The sequence below is a fragment of the Thermosporothrix sp. COM3 genome (assembly GCF_059696735.1).
Genome location: NZ_AP019376.1, coordinates 3,117,530 through 3,133,920, shown reverse-complemented (window position 1 = coordinate 3,133,920; position 16,391 = coordinate 3,117,530). Strand labels below are relative to the sequence as shown.

Genomic DNA, 16,391 nt, shown 5'->3' with positions numbered 1-16,391 from the left:
ACAGACAAAAAAAGGATCGATGCAGCGAGCGACAAACAGAGCACATTGTATCTGACGAAGGCTCATCTACTCTATATTGCTCACAGCAGTTTTTGTCTCGATATACCTCGTACTTTATAAATAGTTCTTTCGTTGCGAATTTATGAATGATAGCGATAAAGACTATAGCATTTTTGTCAAGGAATGAGTGTACTCTCTTCAGGCTAAAAATTCCTCGCTTCACTCCCAATTCAGAATAGAAGATATAAATAGCACAACACCATTAAAATTTTTTATAAACCTAATCATTGCTCAAAGCATTTTTCAGCTATAAGTGCTATTTCCGCAAAACAAGACAGAGAGCTTTTATTATATATCACCTTGGAACGGAACAACAACATCTTCCGGAACCATGGCATGAACATACAAGTCAAGCCATGACATCGGAGCCATCGCTTCCGTCTCCGCTCACCACGCCTGCTCGGAGAAGAAAAGAGCCATCACTTTTGTGATAGCCCTTTCTCTTGCGTACCATCAGGCCCGCTTCCGTCTGGGAGGAGATTCAGTACTCCTCCATACGCGACACGGAACGGCCGCGGGATGAGCATCCTTCACCTCTCCTCGATGAGCCAAGAGCGAGCACACCTCACGCGCCTCCGTTCCTTTTTCAGTCCTCTTCGCTCGCCTCCTGTTCATTGTAGGTTTGCTCTTTTGCCTTCCGTCTCCGGAGAAGCGGCAGAGCAATCCAGAGACAGAGCATGGCGAGGACAATACTGAATGAAGCTGAAGCATATGCTTGAAAAGGTCCCCATGCAGTGTATACGAAACCGCCAAGCAATGGCCCGACAACCCATCCAAGCGATTGCAACGATTGCGTCGCTCCACTCACACGACCTTGCTCGTGCCGTCCAACCATTTCAGAGATGAGACCTCGCAGAGCGTTTTCAACAAGGCTCCCGGAACCTGCAAAAAGCATCACCCCGACCAGCAAGAGAAGTGGGGTGGCGAAAAACGCGATGGAGCCAAGTATAAGGTAGCTGATACCAACCAGCACAAAAGCAATGAGACCGAGCCGGATGTTTCCCAACATAGCAAGGAACCAGCCAACCAACACACCCTGTACGAGAATATCTACCGCTCCAACCAGAGTCACAACGAGACCGGCCTGCGTTGCATTGAAGCCAAGGCAGTCTTTCATTAAGACTGTGAGCGTCGTCTGTAACATGCTCACCGGGAGCGCATACAAGAACCAGGCCAGCAAGAGCCAGCGCACATTTGCCCAACGAAATGCGGACACCAGTTGTTTCAAGGGATTGAGTTCGCTCACAGAAATGGAGGTGATACGATGCTCTTTGTCCAGACTCTCCGGGAGCAAGAAGTACCCCCAGACGAGCGTAAGCAGGAGCAGACCAGCGGCAACAAGAAAGGGAGCGCGATCGTTGAGCGTGGCCAACAGTCCACCAACAGCAGGACCCATGAGAGAACCGATGCTTGCCGCAGCACCCAACCAGCCGAAGTACTTACCACGGGCCTGTGGTTCTGTGATATCAGCGATATAGCCGAACAAAATGCTGATGTTGCCACCTGTCAGGCCATCGATGATGCGCCCGAGGAAGAGCAGCCAGAGCGCTCCGCCCAGACCGAAGATGAGATAGCCGAACGCGGAACCAAGCAGACAGATGAAGAGTATGGGACGTCGCCCGAAACGGTCAGAAAGCACACCCAAAACCGGCGCAGCGATCAACTGGCAGATTCCATAAACTGCGGTAAGCCATCCCATGATGACAGCAAGATTCGTCGGATGAGCCAGGTACTGTAACGTGAGAAACGGAACAAGAGGGATAATAATCGTCATCCCCATAGTGTTCAGGAGTGCGATCACGAGAAGCAGTACAAGAGACATGCGACCTACAGGTGTGTTCGAGTTCGTAGAACGAACAGACTTATGCATAGAGAAGCTCTACCTTTGCAAAAAAGTTTATCCTACTACTTCCAGGCGAAGCAGTAGCATGAACCTTTTCAAACAAGCTTGAGCTGTCTCGCGCGATGATACGCTGCACACCTGTTTACGAATGAGTATTACGGAGAAAAAGAGATTATGGGTGTCCACAAAGCGTGGATATGGGAGAGTTTGTCTCTTTCCTCGCCGTGCGCCCTATGCGACGCGAACCCATTCGCACAATGAGCAAGAATGCTGACAATGAGTGTTTGTTAGAGAGGATGTCAACATTCCATCCTTGCTTCATTGATATATTTGCTGTTTGCTTTCTGAAAAGTTGTGATCACTCTATCACAAGCCATTTCTGTCTGTCAAGCATTGTTTCTTTCGCCCTCTTAGTATCTTATTGCCTCTATTATAACACCTGTCATTCCTTGTCGTAAAGAAGGGTCATCATCCCTGGCCTTAGAGCATCATTCCCCCTATCTGCGTCCACAAGGGGGGTTGGATGTGCTGACCCCCAAAGCCTCAATCAGAGGTGATAGTGACCATGCTTCCGGAGCTTATAACTTCGATGCTGTAATATGGGGCCGTTGGCTCGAAACCATCGCTTTGCAACCACACATTGTTGCGCATAGAGGATTGACCATCGAGGACAAATGTGGAGCCCCCACCTTTGAGAATCGCTCGTACGGCGACGCCGGCAGGCCGTCGAAGCATGATTTCTGATCCTCCTCCACTGATCCGTATAGGAACCACATCAGAGGGCACAGGAAGCGCCAGGTGAACCTTGCTTCCGCCCCCCTTGATCTCGAAGGAGGCGAGCTTGAGATTGCCCAACTCGGCGGTGATATCTGATCCCCCACCCTGGATCACAATCTGCCACGGGATGGCGGCATTGAGCGTGAACGCGGCCTCACGCTGCTCTCCAACCAACCCCAATAGACGCCGTGGATAGCGGAGCGTGACTACTCCGTTTTTGGTCACAACGTTTGGCACCGCTCCCTCAAAGCGGGCCTGGTAAAGTTCGCCTATCCCTTCGCTCGCACGCAAGACCAACTGAATAGAGGTGGGAACAACAAGCCGGGCACTGGAGAGACCTTCAAGCGGCGCGGAGAAGATTTTCTCCTCACTTGAGGGAGCTTCTTGCAATCGGAGAATTTCCTTCCCGGTGCTCGTGTTGAGGCGCGTGAGAAACGCGAGAAGAAAAGCAATCTGCTCATCATCGTAATCCGATACCAGTTCCTCCCATGTCTTCCCAAGAGCATCAAACATAGGGCTAAGCCTGGCCATGTCGTCCTTGTCTCTTTCGAGGCGGACAATGACTCTGCGGCCATCGTTCGGGTCACGTTCCCGGCGCACAAGCCCGGCCTCTTCCAGCCGGTTAAGGATCCTGGCAGTTGCGCCTGTCGTCATTCCCAGAAGCTCGGCGAGTTGACCAGCAGAAACGTCACCGGCCAGATCCAGAATGTCCAGTACCTGAATGTCTGTGTCAGCCGCCATCTCGGTCCGAGTCGCAGCCACCCGGAAGAAGGAAGCACCAAAGCCATTGATCTTCCTCAATTCTTGCTTGAGTGCTCCGAGCATCTCCCTTCGATTTCTCTGAGAACCTCTTGACAATGTCTGTTCCTCCGTGTATTCTTTATTTAAGTGATTGAGTCACTTAAATTTTCAAGTTTTTACTGATTAAATCAGATGACGTAATTAGTATTCACTAATCTAATCAGTAAAATACAGTATACCATGCAAAGGTCTCACGTGCCATGACGATCTTGAAACGCGAGCATAGTGCCAAGCGTCCGGCGACTGTAACGCTTGGCGTCATCGACCGGGCCGGGACCACGGAGGTGATTTTTGCGTTCCTGGTTCTGGCGGCACAGGCGAGACCACGATAGTTCAAATTCTATCCTCATTGATGAAGGCAGTAACCAACCGAGAACCGAAAAATGAGGAGAGAGCATCACAGAACTCTCCTGGCAACGGAAAGTGAAGAACAAGTTATGCAAACGAAGGGCAATGGACAACAACTCTCTGTCTCGAAGATGCCTGTTCTAAAGGAGAAGATTGTGCAAAGCACTGCTATTCAGGTTACAGACATACAGAAATCATACAAAAATCTGGATGTTTTAAAAGGGGTGAATTTCGCTGTGGAACAGGGCAGTATTTTTGCCCTGCTTGGCTCCAACGGCGCAGGCAAGACCACGCTGGTCAAAATCCTCACCACGCTCCTCAAACAGGACAGTGGAACAGCCATCGTCAATGGTTTTGATGTCGCCTCAGAGCCTGCCCGCGTCCGGCAATCCATCAGTCTCACCGGGCAGTTTGCCGCTGTGGATGAGATGTTGACCGGGCGAGAAAACCTCATTCTGATCGCTCGACTTCGACACCTCAAACAGCCACGTCAGGTGGCTGATGAGTTGTTGGCCCGCTTTGGCTTAACCGATGCTGCCAACCGCAGGGCATCAACATATTCAGGCGGGATGCGCCGCAGGCTTGACCTGGCCATGAGTCTGGTGGGAACACCGCCGATCCTGTTCCTTGATGAGCCAACCACCGGCTTGGACCCCGAAGCCCGCATGGAGGTGTGGAAAGAGGTGAAGACGCTTGCCGATGGGGGCACCACCGTCTTCTTGACCACGCAGTACCTGGAAGAGGCGGAACAGCTTGCTGACCATATTGCGATTCTCCATGAGGGCAAGATTCTTGCCAGTGGCACGCTCATGGAGCTCAAAAAGCTCTTTCCCCCGGCTCAGGTGGAGTATGTGGAAAAACAGCCGACCCTGGAAGAGATTTTTCTTGCCATCATTGGCAAAAAGGAGTACCGATAAATGGAAATGTCACCGAGAACTCCCCCGCAAACCCGGATCCAGAACCACTTTTTCAGCGATATGAGCGTGATGGTTGGCCGTTCGATGCGCCACATTTTCCGCAGCCTGGATACCATCATCACAGTCACGATCACGCCGATTGCGATGATGTTGCTCTTCGTGTATGTCTTCGGAGGTGCTATTCAAACCGGGACAGGGAACTATGTCAATTACCTCTTACCCGGGATCGTATTGATGGCGATTGCAAGCGGGGTTTCTTACACCGCGTTCCGCTTGTTTACTGATGTGCAGAAAGGGATCGTGGAGCGCTTTCGCTCGATGCCAATAGCCCCCTCTACCCTGCTGTGGGGACATGTGCTGACCTCGCTGGTCTCCAACGCGATTTCGGTGGCGGTCATCGTGCTTGTGGCGTTGATCATGGGCTTTCGTTCGTCGGCGGGTCTTCTGGCATGGCTTGCCGTTCTGGGTATCCTTGCGTTGTTGACGCTGGCTCTAACCTGGGTCGCGGTGATCCCTGGACTGACCGCCAAATCGATAGACGGCGCGACCGCCTTTTCATATCCCCTGATCTTCCTGCCCTTTATTAGCTCGGCGTTTGTGCCAACACAATCGATGCCATTTGTCGTCAGGGTCTTTGCCGAAAATCAGCCAGTGACGGCGATTGTGGAAACCATTCGGGCGCTGCTCACTGGACAGCCTGTGTCTCAGTCGATATGGATAGCGCTTGCCTGGTGCATCGGGATTCTGGTTGTGGCCTACTTCTTTGCGATGAGGGCATACAAAAAGCGCATGTGAAAAGAGGTCACACTATCGCTACTCTTTATCATCGACGATTTCATTCCTACGATCTGACATCGATGTGACATTCAGAAATTATTAAACAACACTGTTCCCTTTGTGGGATATGTCCTACCGCAGAAAGAAGAAAGAAAGATGCAAACAAAATCAAATAGGGAAGAGCTTACTGCCCCGTATGAATGGTATCGGCAGATGCGTGAGACACAGCCCGTGTTCTTTGACCAGAAGATGCAAGCATGGCATGTTTTCCGTTACGCAGATGTAGAGCGTGTTCTCAGTGATCACACGGCATTTTCGTCCGATCAGAACCGTTTCATGCCAGAAGAGTACCGCGATGCAAACCCATTCACTTTGAGTATTATACGCATGGATCCGCCGCGCCATCACCAATTGCGCCGACTCGTATCGCAGGCCTTCACTCCACGCCGCGTGGCTCAGATGGAGGCGCGCATCACAGAGATCACCAATGCCTTGCTCGACCAGGTTATAGCAAAGGGGGAAATGGATGTGATCCAGGACCTGGCCACCCCGCTGCCAATCACGGTCATTGCAGAGTTATTAGGGATTCCCACTGAGCAGCGAGAGCAGTTTAAGCAGTGGTCCGATGCCTTTATCTCAGGCGACGGGGAAGCGACAGCAGAGGATCAGCAGGCAAGCATACAGGCAGCAGGGAGCATGGCCGCCTACTTTACGCAGCTCTTTGAGGAACGGCGCGCTCATCCGCAGGATGATCTGATAAGCGCGCTATTGCAGGCGGAAGTGGATGGGGAACGGCTGAGCAACGAAGAATTGATCGGGTTCTGCGTACTGCTGCTGGTGGCAGGCAATGAGACGACAACCAATCTGATCGGCAACGCGATCCTGTGCCTGGATGAGTATCCGGAAAGTATGGAGCTTCTGCGCGCCAATCGCAACCTGGTGCCGGGGGCGCTGGAAGAAGCCCTGCGCTACCATTCGCCGGTCAAACTTCTGCCGCGCTGGAGCGTGAGCGAGACGATGATTGGTGATCAGCACATTGAAGCGGGTCAGGTGCTCCTTACCTGGATCCACTCAGCAAATCGCGATGAGACGCAGTTCCCCGATGCCGATCAGTTTCTGATCGAGCGTGAGCCCAATCGGCACCTGGGCTTCGGGCGCGGTATCCACTTCTGCCTGGGGGCTCCTCTGGCGCGTTTGGAAGCGAAGATTGCGCTGAATGCGATGCTCGACCGGCTGCCAGGCTCCTGGAACGTGCCTGATGAGCCATTGTCCTTGGTCAAGAATATGTCTACATTTGGCGTAAAGAAGCTGCCCCTGGTCTGGGAAAAAGAATAGAACGAGTATTCTGGCAAGCAGGCCCCCCCTCTCCGATGAACTGAGAGGGGGACAGTTCATTGTGTTATCGCAAGCTGCTTCAGGAGAAAATACACTGTGATGCCACAAGAGGAAACATATGAACAAACAGGCTTAATCTACGGCAGATATGGAGGCGATCAGGTATACGACGAGGCACCCTATGAACCAGGAATGAGCGAAATACCAGTAGCGAAAGTGTATCAGGAATCACATCACAATCAGAATGTGCTACGCCTCATAGGGCTCGTCATTACAATGATAAGCTTGCTTGCGTTCGCTGTAATCTGCCTGGTTCTTGTCGGTGGCATAGGAGGATTGATTAGTTTCTGTGCTGCATGTGTCGCTACCCCCTTTATTGTGGCCTATGCAGCAATCGACAAGATAAAGTGAGCGCTTTGCATGGGTGGCAGTGATGCCCATACTGAGCCCTTCTTGATAGAGGCCATTGAGAAACAAAGGGACGAAAAGCCACGTTCAATGAGAGCACTTCCCCGGCTTGTTTGGAAAGATAAGCCGGTCTTTTCCGCCGCTGCACTGCAATAAGAATATGCTCTCCATACTTCCTTTGCACATAAGCCTCTAAAGAAGGGCTCTCTGCTAGCCTGTTCAGGTTCATGGCTCCCGCCCGGGGCGCAACACTCAACTCACTTATGCGGAAAACCTGAATGAGAGCTGTTGTCAAACCCCAAACTCAGCAGACATATTATGTAGCCTACTTTGAGATGACGAATCTACCGGAAGGAACGACTGAGGTGCATGTCCAATCTATCATTGATGCGCTTAGTGGAAAACCTACCCCGCTGAATTTCACTCTGCCGGTACACCAGCCCTGACCGATAAGCAAGGAAGGCTGAGCGCTCCTCGATCCTCTCTACTCAGAGAGAAACATGCAGGCCAGAGCGTAAGTGCATCGACTCCACTTCTCTGGCCTCTGTATTCGCCTTCTGTTACGGTGCCCAGGGTGAAACCAGTGCCCAGGTGACGTCCGGAGTATAACTTGCAGGATTATCCCAGGAATACAGACCGCTATTGCTTGCAATCCAGAGTTCACCGTTTATATGGCGAATGTAACGATCAGGATAATTGTAGGACAAAAAGGAGATGCCGCTTCCTGATAGCCCGCGTTGTGCACAGAAGGTGGCATCAAGCGCAAAGAGCCTTGAGCCATCGGGAGCATCCAAATGGATCCGATAGGAGCTATGGCGCAGATAGTGGCCAGGATAATTCTTTGACTCGAAAGAATAGCATCCGGCATCAGCCAATCCCGGCACAATCTTAAACGTCGCATCCTGTTTATCAAGCAGTGGGCTACTCGCGTTCATAACAGTCGTTACGCCCAATCCGTCCCTGTGACGGATAAAGTTATCGGTGAAACCCGGAGTCGTCACCTGGATGGACTGGAATACATTGGTTGTCAGTGAGGTGCGCAAGGGGCGCGTCTCCACACCTTGAGAGGTCATCGTCACCGGCTGAATTGTCCCATTCGCTCCATAGAACATCCGATCGATCGCGACCTTGCGTTGTGAGAAATCGTTATTTTCATACCGATGATACACAATATACCAGTCATCAGAACCAGGATACCGAAGAAAGGCATGATGCCCCGGCCCCTTATATACATCATTTGAAGAAAGAATAGTTCCGCGATGCGTCCAGGGACCAAGCGGAGAAGAGCTTGTCGCGTACTGTACATTATAGCTGCTGTCGCAGTAACAACCATTCGAGTAGGAGAGGTAGTAGACACCATTCCGCTTATGAACCCAGGATGCCTCCGTGAAGTTCAGGGGCGTCTGCACGATCTGCCCACCATTCAGTGAGACCATGTCCCCGTTCAACCTGTAGATGCCCATTTTTCCCTGTCCGGCGGAACCTCCATAGTACAGATAGGCTTGCCCATCATCATCGATAAAAACCATCGGGTCGATCGACTCAACGCCGCTCAGACCTGCTGGCACAAGCGGTTTTCCAGTATCAGTACATGGCCCCTTCGGACTGTCACAGACCGCGACACCTATCTGCACATCCGCTGCAAAATAAAAGTAATATTTTCCATTGCGATACACCATGTCTGGCGCCCAGGCTCGCGTATCCGCCCAACTCACCTGCGAACCAACATCAAGAATAACACCCTCATCGACCCAGTGCGATAGATCAGTAGACGACCATGCATGAAAACGGTTGTTGTCAAAACCCGAGGGATAAATCCAGTAGCGCCCCTCGAAAATCTTGATACTCGGATCTGCCTGATTTCCGGGAAGAATCGGGTTCCCGGTCGTTGCAGCGCTGGCGTTTGGCACCAGAAGACCACTCCCTATCATCATGGAAAACAAGACTATTCCTACCACAAACAACAAGATGAACGGCTTCCTGATGGATCTTTCCTTCATACGAGCCTCCCTGCTCTGTATTCAAAAGGGTCTAACGCTCAGGAATAGCACTGTGAGATCTGGTCAGAGCATATGCCGGTTCCACTTTTCTCCCACTATATGAGGAGAAGAAGCTGAGGAAAAACAGAATACGATCTTTTCATTGTTGATACTACCATAACACAGAAAAATTCTTTTTACAATAGAACTCAAGCTCTATACACTTTTTATCTATCCGCCCTTTTCCATCAACTGCCACCTTCAACAATGCTTCTGATCAGGCTGAAAAGTATCGAGGTCATGGTCATCATGCTCAACAAATTGCGCTACTGATATAAAGAGATACTATACTCCGTTGATACAGCATATCGATAGAGCTTTATCCGAAAGCGTCAGAAGGCCCTGACTTGAGCCGCGAGGAGTGTCAAGTATGGGTGTATCTCAGACATTTCGGCGATCAGGGACCTGAAGGGGCAGGCAGTGAACAAGCGATGCAGGGGAGAAAGCTGGAGTTCACAACAGAGAAAGCGCCTTCGCTCCAATCTCCCTCGGCGCAGGGCTTCAATCAAGGAACACCAAAAATGGGTGAGTATAACAACGCCTGTAAGCCTGCATAGATGCGCCGAAATAGAGCTTGCACACAAAGCCCTCTAAATAGCCGAGGGCCACAGACGCATTGGCTACAAGACTCCCTTCGAAATACAGAGGTAGCAGAAGCATTCGCCTTTGCTACCTCATCTTTCACTTTATTTCAGTTGAGAAGTGGTGTACTCTGACGTCGAGACGTCCTCAAGAGATTGTTGACGGTATCCCAGACGTCCACGAGTTACAATGATGAGGATCAATGCAACCACGCTAAAACTAATGAACAGAGCCATATTATCGTGCTGCCGTATCCACTGCATGGAGAAAAGGCTTGTTGCCGCTGTCATACCAAAGGCGTCAAGGGATGCATGTAGCAGAATCGCGATGAACAGATTTCCTCTGGTATGGTTAAACACCCAGGTCATAAGAACAGTAAGACCAATAGTTCCAAGTATAGCCACCGTAATCTCAAACCAGCCTGCACCTGCTCCCCATTCAGTGAGGTATAAGGGGAGATGCCAGCATTGCCAGAGAATGCCGAGAAGAATGCTTCCCCACACAGGGCCACATTGCCGTTGCAGGTGAGGGAGCGCAAACCCACGCCAGCCCGGTTCCTCCGCCAATCCACTCGTCACGATTTGCAAAAGCAAGGCAAGCGGGAACACCCAGAAGATCTGAGGAACGACAGGATGAAGTTCTGCCTCTGCCCCTGGCTGCAAGAGAAACCCTGTAGTGACAATGATAGGAACTCCAAAAACCGCCAGAAGATACCATTGCCAGCCTATATGTTTCGGGATAAAACGACGCAACAAGCGACCCACACCGGGCTTGCCTTCAAGGGCAGCCGTCATAAGAAAGCCGGAGAAGAATGGTCCAAGAAATGCCCCGGGAAGAATACCTAACTGGGTAAGATGAATAGGGAGCAGGCCTATCCCATCTAGAGACAATACATATGGCAACCAGGAAAGCCAGGTGAACATGTAGGTCAATGTAAAGTAGCTGATCAGTGGATAACGCTGTAAAAGTCGCCGAAAAGGGTTTGTAGATGGTACAACCTGATAAGAGGATGACGGTGTCTGCACAAAAAACTCCTTATTCTGTATAAAGGGGTGATGTGGAAATTCTACCATTCGGAATATCCACTCCCCCACCTGATCGCTTAATAGGCTTTACGACGAAACACGATGAGGGCAAGGAGTAACGGCACAACCGCTACTACGAAACAGACGATATATTCCTTCAGCGGGAAATGACCTGTGATATAGGCACTCTGACTCCCCCAATAGTGCCAGAGGCTCCAGTTCTGGCCCCCAGGCAGACTCATCGGCAGCAGCGTGAGTGCAAGCACAACGAGCAGTGTGAATATTACTGGACGCAGGCTGTCAGGCGATAGGATCGAGAAGCAGAGTGAGACGCCCAGAGGAAACAATGTTCCTAACCAGAGCAGTCCGGTTGCTGTAAGCAAGTTGAGAATATTCTGCGCATGTCCCAGTAGCAAACAGACGAGGACAACAGTAAGAGCACTCATCAGACCGACAATCAGCAAGAGTCCCGCACTTACCCCATACTTGGTCAGCAGAAGCCGATCCCGGCTGATTGGCTTACTGAGCAGAAAGAAGAGCGTTCCTTTATTCACCTCGTTCGCAATCAGTCCACTCCCCAGGAGAATAGCGAATAAACCCAGGATGGCAGGTCCATTCATCATAAACCAACTTTGCCAGACCAATGCCTCAAAGGTATCTTTAAGAGGCTCTTGAGCCACGCTCTGAAACATGGGAACCATATGCTCATCAGTTGCTGATGGGAGAAGGGAGGAGAAAAGAATATTTCCTGCTGACCCAAGAAGAGCTAGCAATAAGAAGGTGATCACTTTCCAGCGAGCTTCCAGTAACTCTTTCGCCTTCATGCATTCTCTCCCTTCATATATTCCAACAGCAGCTCATCGAGGCGAACCGCGACCACTTGTAGATCACGTAGCGTATATGGACGAGCCTGAATCGTCTCAATCAGGGTATCGGTATTTCCCTCAACACGCAAGCGCACCGCGCGGCCTTCCCGCTCAAGCGCTCGCACTCCCGGGAGACGACCCAATACGGTTATCTCTTCCGCTGGCGGCTGCTCTTCATAAATCAGGCACAGCATTTTCTGTCTGTCGCGAAGCGTATCAAGCTCCTCGCTCAGAACAATCCGCCCCTGATGCAGCACTGCTACCCGATCGGCAATCGCCTCTACCTCAGAGAGAATGTGCGAAGAAAAAAAGATCGTTTTCCCTTCTGCCGCAACATCTTTGACAAGCGTGGAGAGAAACATCTGACGAGCAACCGGGTCAAGCTCCGTCGTTGGCTCATCCAGAATCAACAGATCGGGATCATTGCCCAGCGCAAGACAGAGAGCGAGCTGAGCCTTCATCCCCTTCGAGAACTGCTTGATCGGCTTCTGCAACGGCAATGCAAATAGCCGAATATAGTGATCTACTCTTTCCTGCTTCCACTGCCGGTACAGGTCACGAGAAAGACGACATAATTGAGGAATGTTTAGAAAGTCATAGAGGCTGTTCGTCTCGCTTACATAGCCAACACGCTGACAGATCTCTTGATGATGACTGACCACGTCATATCCGAGCACCCGGGCGCTGCCGCTGGTAGGTCGTCGGAACCCGAGCAATATTTTAATCGTGGTTGTTTTGCCTGCCCCATTAGCACCTAAAAAGCCGAAAATCGATCCGGTTGGCACTTCCAGGCTCAGATTATTCAGTACCTGACTTGTCCCATAGGAGACGGTGAGATGATCAATCGCAATTGCAATATCGCTAGATGACATCGAAGGGCCGGTACTCCTCTGCTGCATCTCCGCTACATAGTCATTCATTGCTTGTCTCCTTGCCATTGCGTTTCAGGAAAGAACTCGCCAACAGCACTTTCAAAATGGGTCCGCAATACTTCCGCACTCACCCCAAGCTGACTGGCATCGTGAACAACTCCACGGAGACGCTCAAGCAGTGCATCCTGTTGCCGTTCTCGTAGAGCCTGCTGAGCTTCACCAAGTACCGTAGTGCCCTTTCCTGCCCGGCTCTCGATCAGGCCCATGCGCTGAAGTTCGTTGTAGGCCTTCACAATCGTATTGGGTGCAATTGATAACTCACTTGCCAGTTCACGCACGGAGGGCAACGAATCGCCAGGGGAGAGTGTGCCGACTTCCAGGGCGTGCTGAATCTGTTCAACCAATTGCACATAGATAGGTACACCACTACGGATATTCACATGCAACCAGATCGCCACGTTCTTCTGTTCCTAACATATTAATGTATCACTACATTGATACATTGATACAATCATACCATCGCCACTCTGATACTGTCAAGAGGCTGGATATCTCCGGACGCAAAACGAAAAGCTCGTCACTGTTCAGACGCCGCGGGATACCTTATCCAAATGCCTCACTGGAATCGACGACAGCATGAGAGAATTATGTTAGCGACTATGTATCATCCTCGCTTCAGTTGGGAGTTATAGTTCCATATATCCAGCATCGGCGAACCAACGACCTCCACCCGAAAAGACACAGGCTTCAATCGCGTTCAGTTTGTGAGGACCACATCCACTGTGCTCGTATCGTCTCCAGAGCAGGTCCTGCTTCGGTTGCCATATCCTTCCAGTGACACTCTATTGAGATGCGCTGATCATAGCCGCACTGCTGAAGCACTGAAAAATAGAGGCGAAAATCCTCTCCATGTACTCCTGGAGCACTACGTCCCTCCAGTTCAGCGACATGCACATGTGCCAGATAGGGAGCGACCGCCGCGATACTTGCAGGTGCTTCCCGATTACTTGCCATATGATAAGTATCGACCAGGAGCCCCGCACCAGAGGTCGCAATGCTGGCAACCAGCTCACCACCCTCGGCCACTGTATTGATCACATTTGTTTCCTGATAGCGTAGAGGCTCTAACGCAATACGCACCCCATGCTCTTTCCCCCAATCACTCCAGATAGCGAGATAATCCGCAATCTGCTGGATTGCCTCCGCTCGCTCATATCCCTCCGGGCAGGCTCGGGCCCTCCCACTTCCAAATACAATCACCCGAATTCCTGCCTCCTCTGCACGCCGCAGCACGGTCCGCACATAGCGCTCCACCCGCTCCCGATCGACAGGCCGTTCTGGTGTTGCAAGCAGCGGAAAGTTTCCAGGGAAAAAGACATTCGCCACCTCAATCGGAAAGGGAAGCACACGACGCGCCTCGCATAACTGTTCTGCAAACGCCTCCTGTGGGCGCTCGGGCATCAGAAAATGTTGTACGTTTTCTTCAAGATAGTCAACATTGAGTGCTGGAAATGCAGCAACCTGCCGAAATGAAGCACAGATACCAAACTTCATCATTGCTCCTTTCAATCCCGCTCAATCGAGAGCGACCAACAAGCGCACTTCCATAATCTCCGGGCATCGCCATTTCTCCGCACAGAGAAAACGTTTACTTGATAATCCTTCTACAGCATACCACAACGGCAGGAGACGTACCATCACGATGATATGCATGCTGCTTGCAATGAAGAGAATAAAAGGTTTGACACTCCCCAGACCTGAAGGCCGGGGATTCTTCCTTCATTCAGCATGCTTGCGCGGCGCCGCAGTGCGACGACGCGTAGCGGCAGGCTGTCCAGAAGCGTTCGACGTTCCTTGCGGAGCGTCGGTTCCCGTCTGCCTGACGGTACCCTGTAGAGCCTTCTGCAAGATATTCAAGAACGTCCTGCCGCTGCTGGCTTCCTGCGCCATCCATCCCCTTGGCTGAAGCCAGCGGCCTTCTGCCGCTTTTGGTAAGGAAGAGCAGCCTGTGAGAAAAGGAGGATCTAGAGCCTGGCGAATGAGAAAACGGAGCGACGCAGAACCGGCCTTCCCTACAGAGCCATCCGGAAAAACAGGTGCCGAAGCTGATAGGCAAAGGAGCAAGCGCCTCTCGCTCTTCGATCCACTTTTCAGCATTCCCCGGGCTTGTGCCCTGGGGAGTGTCAAACGCTACGACTCGGCTCTTTATCAGCTCGACACTGTTCCGAAAGGCTTGCAGCATGAGCAAGAGAAACTGCCGACACTCCCGACAAAATAAATGGGCACATCCATCATCTCTTGCGCTATACTATCAGCATGTTCGATTCATGAGTTCGGGAGGTTTTTCACGACTGTGGCACATCAGCAAAACCAGCAGCAGAGCAGAAGCCATCTATCCCTGAACACACTTGTTGCAGGCTTCCTCATTCTCCTCTCTTTCCTGATCTCACCTTTCCTTTTGCTTTCAGGCTTTTCATCGGGCCTTACCACGCACCGGATCATCCATCCGGCAAAGCCCAAAAGCCAGAGCGAAATAGCACACGCTTCACCTGAGATCAGCAGAGATATCCAGCAATGGCGCACATTACTGGCTGCCCTCCCTCGTATTGAGTATCGCTCGGAACTGCTCGTCCCTAATTATGCGGAGGATCGAGCACTACGCGAAGCGCTCCTCACCCCCCTGGCAGAGTGGCAGCCCGATCCGGACGATCCACAACATCATTTCTATCGCGCCTCGAATAAGTTGCTTATCTCGTTTCGCTCCCCAGGAGACACCACAACCGACAAGCTACATGCCTTATCACCGGACACCTCAAACGAACGAGCGCTGCTCACGGCTCGTGTTCTCCTGGGGCTCTGGTGGAACCGTTTCAATGATGAGCGATATAGCAGTAATGGGTACGTTGTGGTGCGCACTGATGAGCTTCTTCACTGGCGCGGGGTTCAGAAACACCAGCGCAAGGCGTTCCCGGGCGCAAGCAAACGCTATAGCGATGGGTTTCAATGGAAACACAAGCAACAGCTTGTACAGGATATCACGCTTTTGAGTCAGTGCTATGTACAGGGCTCCCATCTTACCATCACCGAAGGGAAAGCGGTGCATCACACCGTCAACTCGCCCTATCTTTCCCTGATGCCTATCAAGGAAGCAGAGAAAGCCATACCACAAGGATATGCGATTGCGCCTGGGAGCTGGCTTGTGGACTATCTTCAACAGAACAACTGCTATTTTGCATCGCTTGATCGTCAGGTTTTCCAGCTCAATCCACAGAGCGAGCGTATCACCCTGAGGCTTGCGCTCTACCTTACCGAGCAGTGGAGGCAACAAAAGCGCAACAAGACAACCACACCGTTCGTTCTTGCCGATCTGCTGGCTGCAAGCAAGGTTCCCATTGATCGCCCGAATATAACGACACGCTTTGCGCCTCGCGTTGAAGCTGCATTACAGAAATTGTATACAATGGGATTGCTTCAGGAGCCGCCGCGCTGTTTAACTGACATCGATAAAAGCAAAACCCGATGGGGTAACGAGTGGTTGGCCTCCCAATGGCTCCTGTTCCCGGAGAAACATCTATCAGGAAATCACTTGCGGGGGCCATAAGCCCCCACTCCCCTCCGTTGAAATCCCCACTTCCTCCCGTTGAAATCCCCACTCCCCTCCGTTGAAAAAAGACGCACAAATACCCTTCACAGGCCCTCAATCCTGCCGCCCTCTTCGCTCCATTTCTCCGCTATGCTGAA

The 16,391-nt window shown here is 51.4% G+C and carries 17 protein-coding genes; 8 read left to right on the top strand and 9 right to left on the bottom strand.

Features of this window, described 5'->3' with window-relative positions; genetic code table 11:
- Positions 1-646: 646 nt before the first annotated feature.
- Together KTH_RS13595 and KTH_RS13590 are read right to left on the bottom strand one after the other, a co-directional pair.
- A complete protein-coding gene (locus KTH_RS13595) occupies positions 647-1,930 on the bottom strand; it encodes an MFS transporter (RefSeq protein WP_111324040.1) in 1,284 nt (427 codons plus the stop codon).
- 516 nt (positions 1,931-2,446) lie between these two features.
- The gene (locus KTH_RS13590; RefSeq protein WP_497619351.1) at positions 2,447-3,481 is read right to left on the bottom strand and encodes a MarR family winged helix-turn-helix transcriptional regulator; all 1,035 of its coding nucleotides are present in this window, start codon (positions 3,479-3,481) and stop codon (positions 2,447-2,449) included.
- Positions 3,482-3,681: 200 nt separating this feature from the next.
- Here KTH_RS13590 and KTH_RS13585 point away from each other — a divergent pair, with 200 nt between their 5' ends.
- The 5 genes from KTH_RS13585 (at position 3,682) to KTH_RS13565 (ending at position 7,269) form a co-directional block, all read left to right on the top strand.
- Positions 3,682-3,813: a hypothetical protein gene (locus KTH_RS13585; protein WP_281279012.1), complete on the top strand. Its 132-nt coding sequence runs from the start codon at positions 3,682-3,684 to the stop codon at positions 3,811-3,813.
- 147 nt (positions 3,814-3,960) lie between these two features.
- Positions 3,961-4,746 (top strand): ATP-binding cassette domain-containing protein, encoded by a 786-nt coding sequence (locus KTH_RS13580; protein WP_111324083.1) that lies wholly within the window; start codon positions 3,961-3,963, stop codon positions 4,744-4,746.
- Positions 4,747-5,541: an ABC transporter permease gene (locus tag KTH_RS13575; protein WP_281279011.1), complete on the top strand. Its 795-nt coding sequence runs from the start codon at positions 4,747-4,749 to the stop codon at positions 5,539-5,541.
- A gap of 138 nt (positions 5,542-5,679) precedes the next feature.
- Positions 5,680-6,858: a cytochrome P450 gene (locus tag KTH_RS13570; protein ID WP_111324038.1), complete on the top strand. Its 1,179-nt coding sequence runs from the start codon at positions 5,680-5,682 to the stop codon at positions 6,856-6,858.
- A 96-nt stretch (positions 6,859-6,954) separates the two neighbouring features.
- Complete coding sequence (locus KTH_RS13565; RefSeq protein WP_137686320.1) at positions 6,955-7,269, top strand: hypothetical protein; 315 nt, start codon at positions 6,955-6,957, stop codon at positions 7,267-7,269.
- Positions 7,270-7,826: 557 nt separating this feature from the next.
- On the opposite strand, the gene KTH_RS13560 is transcribed toward KTH_RS13565, so the two are convergent.
- Positions 7,827-9,176 carry a family 43 glycosylhydrolase gene (locus KTH_RS13560; protein WP_497619346.1) on the bottom strand — a complete coding sequence of 450 codons (1,350 nt, stop codon included), beginning with the start codon at positions 9,174-9,176 and terminating at the stop codon, positions 7,827-7,829.
- 503 nt (positions 9,177-9,679) lie between these two features.
- On the opposite strand from KTH_RS13560, the gene KTH_RS13555 reads away from it, so the two are divergent.
- The gene (locus KTH_RS13555) at positions 9,680-9,862 is read left to right on the top strand and encodes a hypothetical protein (protein WP_497619344.1); all 183 of its coding nucleotides are present in this window, start codon (positions 9,680-9,682) and stop codon (positions 9,860-9,862) included.
- Between the two features lie 129 nt (positions 9,863-9,991).
- On the opposite strand, the gene KTH_RS13550 is transcribed toward KTH_RS13555, so the two are convergent.
- From KTH_RS13550 to KTH_RS13525, 6 genes are all read right to left on the bottom strand, one after another.
- On the bottom strand, positions 9,992-10,912 hold the full coding sequence (locus tag KTH_RS13550) for a CPBP family intramembrane glutamic endopeptidase (protein WP_497619342.1): 921 nt from the start codon (positions 10,910-10,912) through the stop codon (positions 9,992-9,994).
- A 77-nt stretch (positions 10,913-10,989) separates the two neighbouring features.
- Positions 10,990-11,736: an ABC transporter permease gene (locus KTH_RS13545; protein ID WP_497619340.1), complete on the bottom strand. Its 747-nt coding sequence runs from the start codon at positions 11,734-11,736 to the stop codon at positions 10,990-10,992.
- Entirely contained in the window at positions 11,733-12,698 is a 966-nt protein-coding gene (locus KTH_RS13540; RefSeq protein ID WP_497619338.1) for an ABC transporter ATP-binding protein, read from the bottom strand. The genes KTH_RS13545 and KTH_RS13540 overlap by 4 nt, the downstream gene beginning before the upstream one ends.
- Positions 12,695-13,108: a GntR family transcriptional regulator gene (locus tag KTH_RS13535; protein ID WP_497619336.1), complete on the bottom strand. Its 414-nt coding sequence runs from the start codon at positions 13,106-13,108 to the stop codon at positions 12,695-12,697. The genes KTH_RS13540 and KTH_RS13535 overlap by 4 nt, the downstream gene beginning before the upstream one ends.
- Before the next feature lie 289 nt (positions 13,109-13,397).
- Positions 13,398-14,207, bottom strand: a complete 810-nt coding sequence (locus KTH_RS13530) for a sugar phosphate isomerase/epimerase family protein (RefSeq protein ID WP_497619334.1) — start codon at positions 14,205-14,207, stop codon at positions 13,398-13,400.
- A gap of 222 nt (positions 14,208-14,429) precedes the next feature.
- The gene (locus KTH_RS13525; RefSeq protein WP_497619332.1) at positions 14,430-14,600 is read right to left on the bottom strand and encodes a hypothetical protein; all 171 of its coding nucleotides are present in this window, start codon (positions 14,598-14,600) and stop codon (positions 14,430-14,432) included.
- 88 nt (positions 14,601-14,688) lie between these two features.
- Between KTH_RS13525 and KTH_RS13520 the strand changes: the two genes are divergently transcribed.
- Entirely contained in the window at positions 14,689-14,928 is a 240-nt protein-coding gene (locus KTH_RS13520) for a hypothetical protein (RefSeq protein ID WP_497619330.1), read from the top strand.
- A 75-nt stretch (positions 14,929-15,003) separates the two neighbouring features.
- Positions 15,004-16,251 (top strand): hypothetical protein, encoded by a 1,248-nt coding sequence (locus KTH_RS13515; protein ID WP_497619328.1) that lies wholly within the window; start codon positions 15,004-15,006, stop codon positions 16,249-16,251.
- Positions 16,252-16,391 lie beyond the last annotated feature (140 nt).